We start from the raw sequence: 19013 nt of genomic DNA, 5'->3' as shown, positions 1-19013 counted from the left end.
AAAGCCGAGTAGAAAAGTAGCGACCGAACGGCTGCACCCATCGCCGCTGTCCGGTCTCCCAGTTCAGGCGACTCGGGGGAGGCCTGAACGAGAGCTCGATGCACGGAGCTTAGGCAGAAAAACCGATCGTCTCTCAGGGCAAATCGATTGAGCGGATCGCTCAAAACGAAGTGTCCTAACTGCCGCTTATATTAACTGATCAGGTTATTCTAGCAAGGAATCAAGGATGAATTGCTAAACTTTATCGCAATTCTGCCGAGGCTGCTGCTGACTTTTTTCAGTCGAAAAGTGCAGTAATCAACTTGGTTATTGCAGGCTCAATGCTGTATAGAAGGCTTTGCCGAAAAGCTATACGCGATGTGCAGTAACCTGCTGATCCATCTGACCACTCATGAGCGTGAGTGTCTCAATTCGGACTCCGTTTTGAGGATTAGCTCGCGCCGAGGTGCTCAAGCTGAGCGGTAGCCGCGCAATGTGGCTGTGCCACTTACCCCGTTCTGGCGGCTCGAATGGCGGAGCCGCCTTGCTCAGTGACGGCAGTGCAGAAAGAGGCGTGCAGAGAGAGCGTGCATGGCCCACGGCAAAGGGGGCAGGGCGGCAGGAGGCGTCGCTTAGACGACTCCCGCGTCAACGCAGCGTGCGCATAGCCCTTGCTCAGCGAACCTCGATCCAACGCGTGATCCGCACACCGGGTGTCTTGCCGCCTGAGTACTGGGCCTCGATCTCCTCGGGGCCAAGCCGACGGCTGTAAAGCCGCACGTCGCTCAGCCTTCCCAGGAAGTACTCTTCGCCGTATCCGGTGTGGCCGATACGCAGTGTTTGTTCACTCTTCATCAGCAGCGGCAGTTCGCTAAGCGGCACGGTCTCCTTGAGGTCGCCGTTGAGGTAGAGATCCGCTTCCAAGTCAGCGGCGTTGACCACGTACGCCACGTGGTACCAACGGTACGAGGCCGTGCGGCCGCCGACGCCGTTCGTGCCGGTGTCGCCCTCCTCGATGTCGGCCGCTGTGGAAGCGAACGAATCGCCCACGCCCGCCACATCGCTGTGGAGGCGGTCCGACTCGACCTTGAGATCGAAGCCACGATCGTTGCCGTAGCGGGCTCCGATGACACCCCCTTGGTCGCTTGAGAGAGACCCCTCGCGGCGGAACCAGGCGGTGACGCTGAATTCGTTGGCCGCGTAAATCTCGTGATACGGGATCGTGACGTGCTGGTCGACGCCGTCGAACAGCACCGCCGTGCCGGTCGACGCGGCGCCGGTCCCCCCCACGCCAAGCGTGGGGGCGTTCACGTAAGTCCCGTCGTTGCCGATCCCGGAAGAGTCGACCGCCGTCGAGCCGCTCGACTCTTCGAGCTTCCAGCGGCCGATCAGCCCGTAGAGGTCGGATACCTCGGCCTGCGATAGGGGGCGGTTGTAGAGCCGCACGTCGGCCATCCGCCCCTCATAGAAATCGTCGCTGGACCAGTTGCTCTCGCCGATGTTGTTGTTGGTCCGGAGGACGCTCGCGGGCACGCCTGTGACGCCGGAAGCGATGGCCTCCGCGTCCCGGTAAAGGATCGCGTCTCCGCTGCCGTCAATCGTTGCGACGTAGTGCGCCCACTCGTCCTTGCGAACCGCGTCGGAGGCGGTCAGGCTCCGGCTTCCTAGCGACCCGTCGTGCAGTTCGAAAAAGAGGTCGGTCGTCCCAGCACGCTGGGTAAAGAGGATGTTGTCGACGTAGGGGCCGTTGCCGAGGCCAACGAATCGCCGCCAGTTCCCCGACCCCTCGGGATGGGCCCACAAGGCGATCGTGAGCCCATCGGAAAAGTCGATCTCCTGGTTGGGCAACGCGATGTAATCGTTCGAGCCATCGAATTCGGCGGCGATCTCCCCCTCGCCGGGGTAGGGGCCCTCGGCAGCCAGGTCCATGCCGCCGGTGTAGGTCCCGTCCGCGCTGGACAGCGAGGAGTCGGCGGCCGTGGTCCCGGCCGACTCGTCCAGCTTCCAATGGCCCACCAGCCCGTAGACCTCGGCGATCTCCGGCTCCGAGAGCTCGTAGTTGTAGACCCGGATGTCGTCGAGCGCGCCGTCGAATCGGTTGGTGGTGCCCGTTCGGACGCCGAACGAGAGGGTCGCCGCACCCTGGTCGGACATCGAAACCGACCCGCTCGAAACCAGCTCGCCGTCGAGATACAGCTTGTACGTGTCGCCCGTCGAGTTGTAGATCGCCACGACGTGACGCCACTTGCCGGCCGTGGCGACGCCGTCGGCGGTCCTAAAGTCGCCGGTCGAGTTGTTTGATAGATTGCAGTAGAGAGCGCCGCCCGACAGCAGGATCACCTCCCAGTCGTCGCCGAGGCCGAAGAGACGCTGGACGCTCGCCGGGTCCGCGTTGCAGCGGAACCAGAACGCCACCGAACCGATCGGAGGCGGGTCGAACGTGCTGTCGGTCTCCGCGTCGTTCGAGCCGTTGAATTGCAGGGCGTTGCCCCGCACCCCAGAAACCCACGCAGGGGTCCCCGTGGCGAAGGCGGCGTCCTCGCCATTGCCGGACGAATCGGCGATCGTCACGCCACTACCTTCGTCGAACGTCCAGTGAGCGAGGAGCCTCTCGCTGACGGCCCACTCTAGCGCCTGGCGGGCGATCAGCAGGCCGTTGGCGTTGAGCGCCGACCAATCGAAGCTCCCGCTGCCCCACGGCAACCGAACGCGCCGACCCGCCGCCACGCCGCCGCCGCCGAGCGAGGCGCCCGCCTCCATCACGCCGAGCATATTGCCGTTGCCGTAGCTCGGGTTCCTCGACAGGATCGTCATGCCTCCGGCTACGGTGCTGTTCATCATCGTTAGCGGCTGGCTCGAGCTGACGATCGTCACGGCGCCGGTCGCCAAGCCGGCGGTCACCGGGTGTGTGTTGTCGAGGATCGTTGTCGATGTGAAATTGCTGTTCCAGCCTTGGTTTGTCGAGAACCCCATGAGTTTGTCGATGTACCGCTGCTCACACACGACTCCCACCGTGGCGCTCTTGCACTTGCCGCTGACCTGATTCTCGTTGGCCGTAGAGGAGATGTAGACCACGTTTGCCGAAGCGAAGGCGGTGTCGAAACTCGCTTGCGAAGCCTCGTCGTGGATCGGCGTGACCGTGTAGCCCCAGTTCTCGAACTGCGTCACCCGCGACTGCTCTTGAGCGCTGTACGAACCCGAGCTAGTGCGCACGAACAGCAGCTCCTGAGCCACGGCGCCGCAAGGCGTCGCGAGCAGGAGAATCGACAGGACGAGCCAGGAAGGGGGGCGAGCGATCAAGGTCGTCGTTCGGGCGGGGGGATCGGACGGCGTTATGCAACAGGGCTGGGGGAGGCGGCGCTGGCGCGACTCCCGTGAAAAGTTAGCCCGCCCACGCCGGCCCCCGTCGCTGCCCAATCGCCAGCCCCGCTCCGGGACGTCCCCTAGCGCACGATTCGCCGGAATACGCGGGTCGTGCGGCCCTTGCAGAACGGCCGCGAGACGATAAGCTTAGGGATTCGCGTTGCCGCCGGGCCCCAGGCCAATGGCCGCCCCCCGCCAAGCAACGCAATCCACGCCGCTCCCTTAGCTCAATTGGCAGAGCAACTGACTCTTAATCAGTAGGTTCTTGGTTCGAGTCCAAGAGGGAGCACTCTCTTTTTTTAGCCACGCCGCTTCTGGGCGTCGGCTTTCGCAGCGGCCGGCTGTCAGTGCGTTGGACGGCTGCCGGTGGACCGGTTGCCCGACGGTCGGTGATGTCCGGACTGCGCTGCGTTTCTATCCGAGGTCTCTGTGTCCGTCGTGCGGTCTGCGCATAAGAAACGGGGCGGCGGACCTTGTTCCGCCGCCCCGTGTGTTTGTAGATCTCTTGAGGGATAAGCCTCAGTAAGGGTTCTCAAAAACCTCGCCCACACCGCGGCTGGCGAGGGCCTGCAACACGGAGAAATCGACATTCTCTCGGATAAAGAAGGCCGAGCCGTCGCACATGCCGATGTTCGTGCCGCCCGGGTGGTTGCTGCCGAGGCTCACGTCGGTCAGATGGCTGACTTGTTCTTTAGCCTCGTTGAAGTAAACCCGCTCGTGGATGCCGTAGCGGATGTTCTTTGCGTTGTGCACCCAACCCGAGGAGCTGTCGATGCTCGTGCTGCCCACTAGCCACGGCTCGAACGGCGCCGAACCGCCGTCGCCTGCGACACGGTAGTCGACTTTCCAGGAGAGCTCGCCAAAAATCATCGTGTGCGAGGTGCCGTCCGTGATGTCGCCAAAATCGATCGAGCTGTCGGGGAAGATCACGCCGTTCTTGCCGGCCCCACCCGAGCAGCCGTCGCCAGAACATGGGAGCTGGGAGGCGGTTGTGCAGGCGTGCTGCGAGTACTCGGTCTCGGGCCATTCGAGCGCGCTGCCCCCGCCGAAACCGCCGCCGGTTCCGGACGAGGCCCCCGGGCAGGGCCAGGGGTCGCCCGGCCGGGCGCCCATGATGCCGACGTAGTGGCTCGGGGCGCTGCTGTCGACCGTGCCTTGGAACGTGGTTTGTTCTCCAAAGTCACGGCCGTTGATGGCGAAAAACTGCGTGCTGGCGGGTTCGCCGCTGGGGCATCGCAAGAAGTTCAGCGGCGTGTTCTCCAACGCTGTCCGGTTGACCGGGTCGCGCCAACGCTTCGTCTGGTCGACCAGATTGAGCAGGTTGGGCTCTTCCATGTAAGGGAGCAACCTGGTGTGAGCGCTGAGCTGAGAAGGTTTGTCGCCGTGGGGCGGCATGCTGCTCTTGGTGTCGTGGTAATTGTGCGTCGACAGCACGATCTGCCGGATCTGGTTGATGCACATCGTTCGCCGTGCTGACTCACGCGCCGACTGCACCGCCGGCAGCAGCAGCGCGACCAGGATGCCGATGATGGCGATCACGACGAGTAGTTCGACGAGCGTAAAGCCAACACGGCGGATAGGCTGCTGGGGTTTACGATGCGAGTCGCAGGAGAGCCAGGGGCGCATGAAAACGACCTCCAGGTAGATAAACCGAATAGAAGAGGAAGAGTCGACAGCAGCTAGGAAAACAAAGGCTGGGCGCCTCAACGACGCGTCGCATGCGGTTTCGCAACGCACGCGCTCCTGCGGAGCGGAGCGCGAGGCTATAAGTGAAATCAGATCGCGGTGGCGATAGTCTGTGGCGCTCGGCGGCTCAGCCGCCGAGAGACCGGGCAAAGCTCGACCAGCAGAAAAGGGGGCTGGCGAAGAGCGGTGGATGAGTAAACAACTATCAAGCGTTTAGATATACCGTAGCAAAAAGACCTTTCGATGGTACCGCCAAACCGTCGCAAAAACTTAGTATGCGTGAAACAGGTAACTTTTTGCGACATTCTGTCACCTGCTGTAGGCACGCATATCAATAGCTATCTAACGAGTGGCATATCGTTCTTCTCTTGTCTTTGCCGATGAATCATTGGCCATATCTCGACTAACTGATAGCTGCCTACGTAGGTCTTGGACTAACAAGCCCTCGTCGCTTCGTCTGGATTCTGGGCGCTCAAAATGGCACGTAACGTGTGCTTATTCACTCTCCGTCACCTGACCAAAGTCTCGGCTTGGCTCGGCAGGACCTACGGCAAAATATCGGGTGGAGTGCCGCGTTGCCCTCGCCTCGCACGACGCCCGATTTCGTAGAGAGCCCGCTCCGTAGAGAGCAAGGTCCGCTCGATAGTCCGTTGACCTCGATCGTGTTCGAGCGATGCCCGGCATCCGAACGTTTAGTTCGGTCTTCTCGTTCGTGTGTGGTGCGAACAATAGCCGCGGAATGCCGCATGACGCCTGTTTTCTTCCCTGGCGGCAGGCCCAACGCGTCGCGAAGAAGCATAATTCTGGTTAAGGTAATAGGCTGGAACACCCGGCCCATTCGGCGCCGCTTAGCTAATATCCCCCGCTGCTCTTCAGGTTCTCTGGGGCGTCTCTTTTATGCCGCTACGCAAGCACTCCCGCTCCGCCCGGCGTTCTCATGCCGCAGGGCGTCGTCTGCATGTCGAGACGCTCGAGCCGCGCCGCGTGCTCAGCCTTACCCACTGGTACACGTTCAACGACGGCACGGGCGACGACTTGGTCGGCTCGGCCGACATGACGCTCGAGAACGGCGTTGGCGTGATCAACGGCCAAGCGGTGCTCTACAACAACGGCGCCGACAGCGGCGACGCGAGCGAGGTGCAGTACCTCAGCTTGCCAACCAACGCGCTGCCCGCGAGCGGCAGCTTCACGGTCGAGGTCTGGTTCACCACGGCGATCAATGACTCTTCGACCACCTGGAGTCGGGTGTTCGACTTCGGCAGTCAGAACGGGTCGAACGGCGACTCGTACTTCTTCTTCACGGCCAACTCGGGCGGCAGCGACTCGCGGCTAGCGCTTTCGACCGGCGGCGGTGGGAGCGGCGAGCGCGCGGCTACCTGGGGGACCGAGACCGCCGACGGCCAGCAGCACGTGGTGGCGGGTGTGGTGGACGACGCGACCAACACGCTGCGGCTCTATGTCGACGGCGTCGAGCGCGGAGCCACTTCGCTCGCCGGCGCCGACATCGGCTCGATCACACAGTCGGTCGCCTACTTCGGTCGCTCGTTGTGGAACAACGACCCGGGGTTCTTTGGCCTGATCGACGAAGTGCGGCTGTACGACGAGGCGGTCGGCTCCAGCGAGCTAGCGGCCAACGCCGCCGAGGGCCCGGTCGCCTACGAGGCGGCGCCGTTCGAGCAGGTCGTCACGCCGCGCCAGTTGGAGCGGCTCGACCGCGGCGTGGTCGCCGTGCGACCCTCGGGCGGTGCGGCCTACGTCGGCTGGCGGATGCTGGGCGACGACCCGGCGGACGTGGCGTTCAACCTCTACCGCAGCGAGAACGGCGCCCCGGCCGTCAAACTCAACGCCGCTCCGCTGACACAGACCACCGACTTCCAAGACTCCACGGCCAACCTGAACGCCGACAACACGTACTTCGTGCGGGCGGTCGTCGATGGGGTCGAGCAGGAAGACAGCGCGAGCTACACGCTCGGGGCCAACGCCACGATCGAGCAGCACCTGACGATCCCGCTGCAGATCCCCGCCGGCGGAACCACGCCGGACGGCTCCTACACCTACTCGGCCAACGACGCGAGCGTCGGCGACCTCGACGGCGACGGGCAGTACGAGGTCATCCTCAAGTGGGACCCGTCCAACGCCAAGGACAATGCGCACGCGGGCTACACCGGCAACGTCTACATCGACGCCTACACGCTCGAGGGTGAGCTGTTGTGGCGGATCGACCTCGGCCACAACATTCGCGCGGGCGCCCACTACACGCAGCCGATCGTCTACGATCTCGACGGCGATGGCCGATCGGAGATCGTCTTGAAGACCGCCCCCGGCACGATCGACGGCCTGGGCAACGCCGTGCTGATGGGCGCCGACCAAGTGACCGACGACTACCGCAACTCGTCTGGGTACATTCTCACCGGTCCCGAGTACTACACCGTGTTCGACGGCCTCACCGGAGAGGAACTCGACACGATCGCGTTCGACCCGGTGCGGGGCGACGTCGCCGAGTGGGGCGATGGATACGGCAACCGAGTCGACCGCTTCACGGCCGGTGTCGGCTACTTCGACGGGACATCGCCGAGCGTGGTCATCGGCCGCGGCTATTATGGCCCGCAGAGCGGGCGGCAAGCGCGCAACGAGGTGGCCGCGTACGACTACCGTGACGGTCAGCTCACGCAGCGGTGGATCTTTAAGGCCGACACTTTAGGCAATAGGGGCAGCAACGGCGAATACATCGGCGAGGGGGCCCACTCGCTCACGATCGGCGACGCCGACAACGACGGCTTCGACGAGGTGGTCTACGGCGCTGCGGTCATCGACCACGACGGCACGGGGCTTTACGCCACGGAGCTGGGCCACGGCGACGCGCTGCACCTCTCGGACATGGACCCCTCGCGGCCTGGCCTCGAGGTCTTCATGGTCCACGAGTCGAGCAATGCCTTCCAGAGCCAGGGCCGCAATGCAGGCGGCGAGCTTCGCGACGCGGCGACCGGCGAGCTGATCTTCCAGATCCCCTCGGCGGTCGACAGCGACGTCGGCCGCGGCGTGGCCGCCGACATCGACCCCAACCACGAGGGCTACGAGTTCTGGGGCACGACGAACGAGGGTACCCGCTACATCTACAACGTCTCTGGCCTGGCGTTGTACGAGTACGGCAATGTGAGCGTGAACTTCGCCGTCTGGTGGGACGGCGACCTGTCGCGCGAGTTGCTCGACGGCACCACGATCTCCGACTGGATGAATCCCGGTCGCTCGAATTACGTGGCTTACGACAAGAGCGGCATCAACAGCACGGCGGGCCTGTCGAGCAACAACGGTACGAAGAGCACGCCGGCGTTGTCGGCCGACATCTTGGGCGACTGGCGTGAGGAGGTGATCTGGCGTCGCAGCGACAGCTCGGCCCTCGAGATCTGGACCACGACGATCGCCGCCGACTCGCGGCTCACCACGCTGATGCACGACTCGATGTACCGGCAATCGATCGCCGCACAGAACTCGGCCTACAACCAGCCGCCGCACCCGAGCTTTTGGATCGGCGAGGGGATGGAGACGCCGCCCCAGCCGCTGCTGTTCTTTGGCGGCGAACTCACGGGCGACTACAACGGCAACGGCGTGGTCGACGGCGCCGACTTCACCGTGTGGCGTGACTCGCTCGGCAGCGAGACCGACCTGCGGGCCGACGGCGATCACAACGGCATCGTTGAGATGGCCGACTACGACCTGTGGGTCGAACGCTTTGGCGATGTCGCCGCAGCGCCCGCCGAGTTCACCACAACTCCTTCGGCCGCCCAGGCGATCGACGGGGCCTCGAGCGATGCGGCGAGCGGCGATTTGGCGTTCGCCCTGCTCGTTGTCGAAGACGACCCGCCGGCTGATAGCTCCCTCGACGCGATCGAAGCCGCCACGGTTGTCGCCGACGATTCGCTGCTGCTGTTGGCGTCACGCAGCCTCGATTCCGAGGCCGACGCCGAGCACGCCGCCCTGTCGGATGAGGCCATTGGTGCGGGCGAGAGCGCCGCGAATGCTTACGCTGCCGACGACGCTAGCGACATGATCTTCGGCCAGTGGCGCCGAGGCCTCCGTGCCCTCCGCACGTTCTAACGGGAGTGATCCGCATGAAGAGCCGCCGCCACCCTCGCGGGCGTGTGCTCCGTTTCGAACCGCTCGAAGACCGCCGGGTCCTAAGCGGCGTCACGCTCACCGCCACGGCCGACACGTTCACCAACGCGGGCGTTGGGGCCGGCTCGGCGCCGGTGCTCGACGTGCTCGATCGCAACGGCTCGGCGGGCGATAGCGTGGCCTACGTGCGGTTCGACCTGTCGGGCCTGGACCTTGATGACCTGACCGACGCCAAGTTGTCGCTCTCCAAGCTGCCCGGCACACGCTACGACATCATCAACTTCGACCGTTTCGACGTGTTCGGCCTGGCCGACCTGCCGGGCAACACGCCGCAGGCGTGGGACGAGGCGACCCTGGCCGAGACGGGCCCCGGCGCGGAGTACCTGGGGGCGAGCGACTACGGCGTCGACCCCGTGCGGCTCGTTGATTTCAACTACGAGAACGGCGCCGAAACTTGGGAGACGCTGATCAACGCCACCGGCGGCCCGCAGTCGATCTCGGGCCCCGACCTGATCGATTTCCTCCAAGACCGCGCCGACGCTAACGGCCTAGTGACTTTCGTCACGCTCATCGACGCCGGCAACGTGCGTGGCGTCGGCTTCGCGTCGCGTGAGCACGCCGACGCCTCGATCCGCCCGCGGCTCGAGTTGGAGTTTGCCGAGGAGCCCGGGCCCGACCCGTACCCCGTCGAGCCGGTGGTGCTGCCCCGCCAGGTCGAGAAGCTCGACCGCGGCGTGATCGCGATGCGACGATCGACCAACGAGGTGTATGTCGGTTGGCGCCTGCTGGGCGACGACCCGGTGGACGTTGCGTTCAACCTGTACCGATCGACGGGTGGCGGCTCGGCGGTCAAGGTGAACGGCGCTCCGCTCACACAAACGACCGACTACGTTGACTACGGGGCCAACCTCGTGTTCGATGTCGCCTACAGCGTTCGGCCCGTGGTCGACGGCGTGGAGCTCGAAGCGAGCGAGCCGTACGTGCTGCCGGCCGGCTCGGCGGTCGAGCAGCACCTGACGATCCCGATCGTCGCGCCCCCGCCAATGACGACCTCCGACGGGGAGACGCACGTCTACTCGGCGAACGACGCGAGCGTCGGCGACCTCGACGGCGACGGCGACTACGAGGTCGTGCTCAAGTGGATCGGCTCGCCGGCAGACCGCTCGGCGCCCTCTCCGAACATGTACCTCGACGCCTACGAGCTCGACGGCACGCGGCTGTGGCGGATCGACGTGGGGCCGAACATCAAAACGATCGCCAGCTCGTTCCAGTTCAATGTCTACGACTTCGACGGCGACGGCCGCGCCGAAGTCATTATGAACACATCCGACGGCACGGTCGCCGGCGATGGCCAGGTGATCGGCGACCCCAACGCGCTGTGGCAAAACCCCGACGGCTGGGTAACCTCGGGGCCCGAGTACCTGTCGGTGTTCGACGGCTACACCGGAGAGCTGCTGGCCAATACGCCGCTCAGCCCCGCGCGGGACGACGGCGTCGAGTACGGCGACGACTACGGCCACCGCGCCACCACGTTCAATCACGTGGTCGCCTACCTCGACGGCCAGCGGCCGAGCCTCGTGGTCGGCCGCGGTCTGTACCACGCTATCGGCGGGATCTACCAGTCGAAGACCGAGCTGACCGCCTGGGACTGGCGAGACGGGCAGCTCTCTGAGCGGTGGACCTTCACCGCGATCGAGGGGACCGACAGCGACGTGAACGAGGAGTACGTCGGCCAGGGCAACCACAACGCCAGCGTGGGCGACGTGGACGGCGACGGCTTCGACGAGATCATCTGGGGCGCGATGGCGGTCGACCACGACGGCACGGGCCTCTACAGCACCGGCCGCGGCCACGGCGACGCCCTGCACGTGGCCGACATGGACCCCGACAACCCGGGCCTCGAAATCTTCTCGCCCCACGAGAGCGTGGGCGAGTACCGCGACGCGGGCGGTGACTACCGCGACGCCCAGACCGGCGAGCTGCTCTACGGCATCCAGGCCACGAACGACGTCGGCCGCGGGGCGGCGTTCGACATCGACCCCAATTACCCCGGCTACGAGTTCTGGGCCACGACCGCCGACCCGGACGGCGGGGCGCGGATGATCTACAACGTGCAGGAAGGCGCGATCTATGAGATGCCGTCGAACATGCTGATCAACTTCGGCGTTTGGTGGGACGCCGACCCGCTGCGTGAGCTCTTGGACGGCACGACAATCTCGAAGTGGCGCCACGACTGGGCTCAGCCCGGGCGTCAGAACCTCGTTTCATGGGGCAACTCGGGCATCAACAGCACCTCGGGCCTGGCGAGCAACAACGGCACGAAGTCGAACCCCGCGCTGTCGGCCGACCTGTTTGGCGACTGGCGCGAAGAAGTGATCTGGCGCCGAGCGGACAATACCGCCCTGGAGATCTGGTCGACAACGATCCCCTCGACCATGCGGCTGCCGACGCTGATGCACGACTCGATGTACCGCCAGGCGATCGCCTGGCAACAAGGCTACTACAACCAGCCGCCGCACCCGAGCTACTTCATCGGCGCCGGCATGGGCGAGGCGCCGCGGCCGGCGCTGTTCTTCGGCGGCGAGCTCGCGGGCGATTACAACGGCAACGGCGTGGTCGACGGCGCCGACTTCACCGTGTGGCGCGACTCGCTCGGCAGCATCACCAACCTCACCGCCGATGGCGACCACAACGGCGAGGTCGATATGGCCGACTACCAGGTGTGGGTCGACAACTTTGGCGAGGTGGCCGAGCCGCCGCTCGCGTTCGCCCAGGCGTCGGCGGCCGCCCTGACCGCCCCGGCCGCCCCGGTCATCATCGAGGAGCCCACCGAGGAGCCCGCCGCGAAGACGCCCAACGACTTGGCCTTCGCGCTGCTGGTTGCCGAGCCGCTCGACGACTCACGCGACGCCAGCCCCGCAACCGCAGAGACGCTCTCACCCACGGCCGACGACGAGGCCTTGCTGCTGCTCGCCGACGAGGCCAAGTTGCTGCCGGACTCCACGTCGAACCGACTCAGGGATCGAACGGCTGCCGACGACTCGTCCTTGGATCGTTCGTCCTACGGTGCTCTGGCGGACAGAACGCTCGGCGACTGGCTGCGTAAGCTCTACTAGAGCGCACTACTGGTAGCCGTAGCGTCGTTTTCGCCTTGTCGACGCCAAATCACACCGCCACACACGCTACGCATCTGTGCGATTCGCACTAAGCCTGCCCGCCACGAGCTCGCCTTCTCTGAAACCCTCTCAGGAACCACGTGATGAAATCGCGTCGTACGGTAGTCGTGCTCAGTCTGTTGCTCGCCGCGTGGGCGCTGACCCGACCGGGCGACGCCGCGGCCGACACGCCGGCGCCGATGAACGTGTTGTTCATCATCTCCGACGACCTGCGCAACGAGATGGGCTGCTACGGCGTGGAGCGCGCCTCGACGCCGCGACTCGACGAGCTCGCCGAGAGCTCGGTGCGCTTCGATCGGGCGTACTGCCAATACCCGCTGTGCAACCCGTCACGCAGCTCGATGCTCACGGGGCTTTACCCCACCACGGTCGGTGTGCTCGGCAACCGCACCTGGTTCGGCGCCACGCGGCCCGACGCGGTGAGCCTGCCGCGCTGGTTCCGCCAGAACGGCTACCACACGCTCAGCGCGGGCAAGATCTTCCACGGCGGCATCGACGACGTGGAGGCGTGGGACGAAGGGGGCTCGGCGCGCTACTTCGGCGAGGGCGCCACGCGACGGCCGCCCCCCTCGATCCGGCCCGACCGCGCCGCCGGCGGCCGGCGACTCACCAAGCAGCAGCGCAGCGACCGCTGGATCGTGCTGGAAGGCGACGAAGAGAAGACCGGCGACCACCGCGTCGCCACGCGCGCCATCGAGATGTTGCGCAGCGCAGCGAGCGACGAGCAGCAACAGCCGTTCTTCCTCGCCTGTGGGTTCAGCAAGCCGCACAGCCCGCTGGCGGCGCCGAAGCGGTTCTTCGACATGTGGGACTTGGGCGAGATCGAGCTGCCGATTGACTTCGCCGCGCGTCCGACCGTGCCGGAGGGCTTCCCGGCCGGTTCGATCCGCCCCCGCAACGCGGACCTGTTCATCGGTCGCGAGGCTTCTGAGGAAGAGGCTAAGATGATGACCCGGGCGTACCTCGCCTCGACCGCGTGGATGGACTGGAACGCCGGCCGGGTGCTCGACACGCTCGACGAGCTCGGGCTGGGCGAGAACACGATCGTCGTGTTCTGGGGCGACCACGGCTACCAGCTCGGCGAGAAGGGCAAATGGTCGAAGGCGGGCTCGCTGTGGGAGCAGGGCGCCCGCGTGCCGCTCTTCATCCGCGACCCGCGCAAGGCGGGCAACGGAACGCCTTGCCCACGAGTGGTCGAAACCATCGATCTCTACCCGACGCTGTGCGACCTCTGCGGTGTGGACCGCCCAGCGGGCCTGGAGGGCGAGAGCCTCGCTACGCTGCTCGATGACCCCACGCACGAGGACGACAGCCCCGCGTTCACCGTCTGGAGCGGAGATGGCGAGCACATCACCGGTGTGTGCGTGCGGACCGAGCGGTGGCGCTACGCCGAGTTTTACGGCCGCGGCCCGGGGGCGATGCTGACCGACCCGGTCAGCGATCCGCACGAGTTGGTGAACCTGGTCAATGACCCGGAGCACGCCGACACGGTCGGGCGGCTCTCGAAGATCGCCCGAGAGCACGTCGCCGGCCACACGCCCGCCGCGGCGCCTTAACTAGCAAAACCAGCCCCCGGCATCGCCGGGGGCTGAAGTCTACCCGTCCGACTTGCGACCTTCTTCCTTCCAACCGATAAGCCCCGCCATGCGACTCCGTCTTCTTGCTCTCCTCGCCACGGCTATGCTTGCGTCAGTCGCCCCGGCCCAGCGGCAGATGGAGAACCTCAGCCGTGGCCTCGTCGCCGTGAAGCAGGAGGGGGGCGTCTACGTCGGCTGGCGGTTGTTCGGCGTCGACCCCGAGGGGATCGCGTTCAACCTTTACCGCGTGACGGCCGATGGCGAGCCGGTGCTGGCCAACAGCGATCCGCTCACCGGGGCGACGAACTTCGTCGACGCCGGGGCCGACACGTCGAGCCCCTTGGCCTACTTCCTCAAGCCGGTCGTCGACGGCGCGGAGGGCCCGGCCAGCAAACGCGTGGCGGTCTGGAGCGACCAGCGCCTCGAGATCCCGATCGAGTCGATCGAAGGCTACCGACCGGGCGACGCCTCGGTCGCCGACCTCGACGGCGACGGCGAGCTCGACATCGTTCTGCACCAGGTTTCGAGGGGTCGCGACAACGGCTCGGCGGGCGTCACGGGCGAGCCGGTGCTCGACGCCTACAAGATGGACGGCACGCACCTTTGGCGGATCAACCTCGGTAAGAACATCCGTGAGGGCGAGCACTACACCCAATTCATGGTCTACGACCTCGACGGCGACGGCCGCGCCGAGGTCGCCTGCAAGACGGCCGACGGCACGGTCGACGGCCAGGGAAAAACGATCGGCGACCCCGACAAAGATTGGCGTACTCTTGAGGAAGGCTCGCAACGCCACGGCCGCATCCTCGACGGGCCCGAGTACTTCACCGTGTTCGACGGCGCCACCGGCGCGGCGCTCGAAACGGTCGACTACGTCCCCGGACGCGGCTCGATCGGCGCCTGGGGCGGCATCGGCGGCAACGCCGGCAACGACAGCTACGGCAACCGCTGCGACCGATTCCTGGCGTGCGTGGCGTACCTCGACGGCGAGCGGCCGAGCGTCGTGATGTGCCGCGGCGTCTACGGCCGGATCGTCATGGCCGCCTGGGACTGGCGCGACGGCAAGCTGACGCAGCGGTGGGTCTTCGACACCGGGTCGAGCCAACCGCCGTACGACGACGCCTCGCCGTTCGCCGGCATGGGGGGGCACTCGCTCTCGGTGGCCGACGTGGACGGCGACGGCCGCGACGAGGTCGTCTACCAGGCGATGGTCGTCGATGACGACGGCAAGGGGCTCTACAGCACGGGCCTGAGGCACGGCGATTCGATGCACATCACGGACATGTACCCCGACCGGCCGGGCATGGAAGTCTTCACGGTTCAGGAGAACGAGGACGACGCCGAGCTGTTCCAGACCCCCGGCGCCGCGATGCGCGACGCCCGTACGGGCGAAATCCTTTGGAGCCACAGTCCAACCGTGGATGTGGGAGGCGGAATGGCGGCCGACATCGACCCCACCCACCGCGGCTACGAGGCGTGGGGCGGCCCGGGGGGCCTGCGCGGCGAGCAGGGCGAGACGCTCGGCCCGGCGCCGCGGAACAACGACTGGTGCCTGTGGTGGGACGCCGACCCGTTGCGCGAGCTGCTCTCGTGCGGCCGCCCGGGCTCTAAGCGCTGGCGTCGGTTCCGCGATCCCCAGCCGACCCGCGTGATGAAGTGGGACTGGGAGAAGAGCGAAGAGCAAACGATCTACGAGTGCGACGCAATCGGCGCCGGCCGCGGGCCCGCCATCGTGGGCGACCTGCTGGGCGACTGGCGCGAAGAGATCCTCATGGTGGCGCCCGATCGCAAGTCGCTCCGGCTTTACACGACGACGATCCCCACCGACTTGCGATTGGTCACGCTGCTGCACGACCCGCAGTACCGCTTGGGGATCGCTTGGCAGAACGTCGTTTACAACAAGCCGTGCCACCCGAGCTTCTACTTGGGCGACGGCATGACGGCGCCGCCGCGGCCGAGCGTTTATTTGGTGGGCGCCGGCGAGGCGCTTCCGGGCTCCGCGAATAACCGCTAAGCAGCTTTGAGGCTGCGGTGAATGACGCGGCGAGTTCGACGGTCAGGGCGCTGCGGAGACGAGACGCTCGTCACCAGCGTTGGGGGAAGCGTCGCTGGGTTCACACCATCCTTCATCGGCGAGCGGCAGGGTGAAACGGAACGTGCTCCCTTCGCCCAAAACGGATTCGAGCGAGATGCTGCCGCCGAAACGCTCGACGATGCGCTTGCAGAGCGCCAAACCGATGCCGGTCCCCTCGTACTCGTTGTGCTTGTGGAGTCGCTGGAAGACACCGAAAACCCGCGAGTAGTTTTTGGGGTCGATGCCGATGCCGTTGTCGCTGATCGAGAATTCGGCCATCGAACCGAGCCTGCGGCAGCCGATGTGGACCTTGGGCGTCTGCTCGCCGCGGTATTTCAGGGCGTTGCCTACAAGGTTCTGCAGCAGGCGTTCGAGTTGAGCGGCATCGGCGAGCACGTGCGGCATGGGGTCGCATGACACTTGCGCGTTGCTCTCTTCGATGGCGATCTCGAGCCTCCGCAGGGCGGTGTCGGTCGCTTCCTCGGCGTCGATCGATTTGAGGGCGGCGCCTTTCGTCGTGATCCGTGAGAACGCGAGCAGGTCCTTGATCATTCCCTTGAGCCGCTGCGAGCTCTCGATGCTGATCTGAAGGAACTCTCGGCCGGCGTCGTCGAGGCGATCACCGTAGTCGTCCAGCACGATCTGATTGTACGAAGCGATCTTGCGCAGTGGCTCTTGCAGGTCGTGCGACACCGCGTAGGCGAACTGCTCGAGGTCGACATTGCTCTGCCGCAACGCTTGGTTGGCTTTGTCGAGCTCTTCGGCGCCCTGTTTGAGTTTGCACTCCATTCCCTTGCGTTCGCTCATGTCGACGATCGCGCTGAGGGCAAACATGCCGTCGTGTGTTTCGATGGGTGAGATTCCTACCTCGACCGGCACTTCGACCCCATCGGCGCGGCGGACATAGAGATCGCGTCCCATACCCATGCGCCGCGCCTCGCGGGCGTTGAAGAAGGCCTGGCGATCCGCCGGGTGGACCAGCTGGTTTCGCTCTGGCAGCAAAGACTCGATCAATCGGCCTAGGAGTTCTTCGCGCTGAAAGCCGAACAGCCGCTCGGCGGCCTCGTTGACCAGCACGATGCATCCCGCCTCGTCAACCATCACCATGGCCGCGGGCGACGACTCGATCACGCTCATGGCTCGGCGTTCGGAGAGCTCGAGTTCGCGGGTCCTCTGCGACACCTCTTCTTCGAGTTGTTTGGGGCTGCGGAACGTGAGAGCAAAAGGCAGCATGCGGGCCATTGCGATCACGGTGCCGATCGAAACGACTGCGGTCATCGCCTTCAAGACTCCGGCCAGCCCGTAGGCGGGCCACCAGAAGATGACCACTTCCATCAGATGGGTGACGCCACAGCTAAGAATGAACGCGCAGAACAGACAAAGTATGCCACGATAAGGGCCCTTCCTTAGCATGCCCGCATAGAACGCCAGGCCGACTGGGATCGCCATGTAGGCGAGCCAAATCAGCAAGTCGGATACGATGTGCAACCAGCCTATCGCCGCAGTCCACTGACCGCAGCGCCAACACGGCGGGTAAGGCGAGGTGTCGAAGATCCAGCCAAAGGCCGAGCCTGCGGTCTGCTCTTGCGTGGCGGGCGAGCCGACAAGAAAGCAAGGGATGGCGCCTTCCGGCGAGCAGCACGCCGCGGTATCGCTGGCAATCGGAGCCGCCACGGCGTGGCAAACGCACCCGCCCAGAACAATCCCCGCGAGGAGCAAGTGGACCGCGGCGGTCCGCTTGCCCGCGGATGTCGGAGCTAACGTTGCTGCTTCTTGCAGACACATCACTGAATGCCAGGCTCTTAGTTAATAAAGCCGCTACGCGATCGTGCCCTTGCAGAATGCGGGCAAGATCGCTGCTCGACATAGTCTTGACCGGGGAACAGAAGGGCGACGGTGCGGACTCCCCCAGTAAGAGTGGTTTGCGGTTTGTGTGCATCCGCAAAAGCCTTTCGTGAAAAACGGCACAGACTCCGCGCGCAATAAACCGCCCCCTCCCACGTAAAGTCCCGTGAAAGGGGGCGGTTGTTGGTTTAGCTTTTCGGGTTCGCGGCGTCAGGCGCCCACCGCGTTCGTATCGACCAGTCGTTCGAGCGACTCGCGGAGCCGCCGCCAATCGAACGGCTTGGTGAGGAACTCGTCGGCGCCGAGGTTGCGCATCTGCCGCTCGATCGTCGCCTCGCGTCGGCCGGTGAGAACGATCACCGGGATGTCGCTCGTGGCGGGCGATTCCTTCAGGCGCCGCAGCACGTAGTCGCCATTGCCGTTGGGCAACTCGTAGTCGAGCAGGATCGCGCTGGGCGCCGTCATGAACGCCTTGCGGTAGCCCTCAACGCCGGCCGTTGCGCGGACCATGTTGTAGCCCGACTCGGCGAGTCGGAGCTTGAGCGCGAGCGCGATGTCGTCGTCGTCTTCGACCGACAAGACCCACGGGCGATCGTCGGCGGGCTCGGCCGAGTCCGGCTCGCTTTCGAACGCCTGGTCGCCACCCTCGACCCCGAGGGCCGCGAACACGGCGTCGATGATCGTGTCCGACTCCGCGTTGGGGTCGGTTTGCACCGCGTAGAGACAACCTTCTCCCGAGTGCAGGGCGGCCTCCACGGCTTGTTCGGTCTCGCTGACCTCTTTGACCTCGCCGGCCTCTTCGGCCGGAGCCGTTCCTTCGCCCAGCAACTCGCGCAGCAGCGGCTCGAGGCGGCTCCAAACGTCGACCGACTTCTGCACGTAGTAGGCGCCGAGCGAGTGGCAGCGGCGGATCGTGTCGGGGTCGCTGTTGCCGGTGAGCATGATAGTTGGGATCGCGCGCATCTGCTCGTGGGTCGACATCATCTCACAAACGCTCAGCCCGTTGCCGCCCGGCATGTCGACGTCGAGTATGGCCAAGTCGGGGAGTGTCCCCTCGAGCTTGCAAAGGGCGAGGATGGCGTCGTCGGCCGAATCGACCTCGTGCCGCAGCGATTGGCAACGGCGGACCAGCAGCCGCAGCAGGTCGGGGTCGTCTTCGGCGATGAGGATCTTCTTGGTCATGGCGCGGCAATCAGGGTT

General features: G+C 65.4%; 8 protein-coding genes and 1 tRNA gene. 5 read left to right on the top strand and 4 right to left on the bottom strand.

The window, feature by feature from the left end; genetic code table 11:
• Window positions 1-654: 654 nt before the first annotated feature.
• Entirely contained in the window at window positions 655-3279 is a 2625-nt protein-coding gene (locus Mal64_RS06225; RefSeq protein ID WP_146398109.1) for a LamG domain-containing protein, read from the bottom strand.
• Between the two features lie 279 nt (window positions 3280-3558).
• Here Mal64_RS06225 and Mal64_RS06220 point away from each other — a divergent pair.
• Window positions 3559-3631, top strand: a tRNA-Lys gene (locus Mal64_RS06220).
• 230 nt (window positions 3632-3861) lie between these two features.
• On the opposite strand, the gene Mal64_RS06215 is transcribed toward Mal64_RS06220, so the two are convergent.
• Window positions 3862-4968, bottom strand: a complete 1107-nt coding sequence (locus Mal64_RS06215) for a DUF1559 family PulG-like putative transporter (RefSeq protein WP_146398107.1) — start codon at window positions 4966-4968, stop codon at window positions 3862-3864.
• A gap of 957 nt (window positions 4969-5925) precedes the next feature.
• On the opposite strand from Mal64_RS06215, the gene Mal64_RS06210 reads away from it, so the two are divergent.
• The 4 genes from Mal64_RS06210 (at window position 5926) to Mal64_RS06195 (ending at window position 15908) form a co-directional block, all read left to right on the top strand.
• Window positions 5926-9123 carry a rhamnogalacturonan lyase family protein gene (locus Mal64_RS06210; protein ID WP_146398105.1) on the top strand — a complete coding sequence of 1066 codons (3198 nt, stop codon included), beginning with the start codon at window positions 5926-5928 and terminating at the stop codon, window positions 9121-9123.
• A gap of 14 nt (window positions 9124-9137) precedes the next feature.
• On the top strand, window positions 9138-12257 hold the full coding sequence (locus Mal64_RS06205) for a rhamnogalacturonan lyase family protein (RefSeq protein WP_197525501.1): 3120 nt from the start codon (window positions 9138-9140) through the stop codon (window positions 12255-12257).
• 143 nt (window positions 12258-12400) lie between these two features.
• Window positions 12401-13873 carry a sulfatase gene (locus tag Mal64_RS06200; protein ID WP_146398103.1) on the top strand — a complete coding sequence of 491 codons (1473 nt, stop codon included), beginning with the start codon at window positions 12401-12403 and terminating at the stop codon, window positions 13871-13873.
• A gap of 88 nt (window positions 13874-13961) precedes the next feature.
• The gene (locus Mal64_RS06195) at window positions 13962-15908 is read left to right on the top strand and encodes a rhamnogalacturonan lyase (RefSeq protein ID WP_146398101.1); all 1947 of its coding nucleotides are present in this window, start codon (window positions 13962-13964) and stop codon (window positions 15906-15908) included.
• Between the two features lie 42 nt (window positions 15909-15950).
• Here Mal64_RS06195 and Mal64_RS06190 read toward each other — a convergent pair whose 3' ends face one another.
• The gene (locus Mal64_RS06190; RefSeq protein WP_197525500.1) at window positions 15951-17642 is read right to left on the bottom strand and encodes a sensor histidine kinase; all 1692 of its coding nucleotides are present in this window, start codon (window positions 17640-17642) and stop codon (window positions 15951-15953) included.
• Between the two features lie 381 nt (window positions 17643-18023).
• Window positions 18024-18995, bottom strand: coding sequence for a response regulator (locus tag Mal64_RS06185; RefSeq protein WP_146398097.1), 972 nt, complete (start codon window positions 18993-18995; stop codon window positions 18024-18026).
• Between the last annotated feature and the right edge of the window lie 18 nt (window positions 18996-19013).

Source organism: Pseudobythopirellula maris (assembly GCF_007859945.1).
Taxonomy (GTDB): domain Bacteria; phylum Planctomycetota; class Planctomycetia; order Pirellulales; family Lacipirellulaceae; genus Pseudobythopirellula; species Pseudobythopirellula maris.
This window is presented reverse-complemented; position numbering and strand designations above follow the sequence as displayed.

Coding starts and splice junctions, on each gene's coding strand:
- Mal64_RS06215 (WP_146398107.1), bottom strand. CDS start 4,968: ATGCGCCCCTGGCTCTCCTGCGACTCGCATCGTAAACCCCAGCAGCCT.
- Mal64_RS06210 (WP_146398105.1), top strand. CDS start 5,926: ATGCCGCTACGCAAGCACTCCCGCTCCGCCCGGCGTTCTCATGCCGCA.
- Mal64_RS06205 (WP_197525501.1), top strand. CDS start 9,138: ATGAAGAGCCGCCGCCACCCTCGCGGGCGTGTGCTCCGTTTCGAACCG.
- Mal64_RS06200 (WP_146398103.1), top strand. CDS start 12,401: ATGAAATCGCGTCGTACGGTAGTCGTGCTCAGTCTGTTGCTCGCCGCG.
- Mal64_RS06195 (WP_146398101.1), top strand. CDS start 13,962: ATGCGACTCCGTCTTCTTGCTCTCCTCGCCACGGCTATGCTTGCGTCA.
- Mal64_RS06185 (WP_146398097.1), bottom strand. CDS start 18,995: ATGACCAAGAAGATCCTCATCGCCGAAGACGACCCCGACCTGCTGCGG.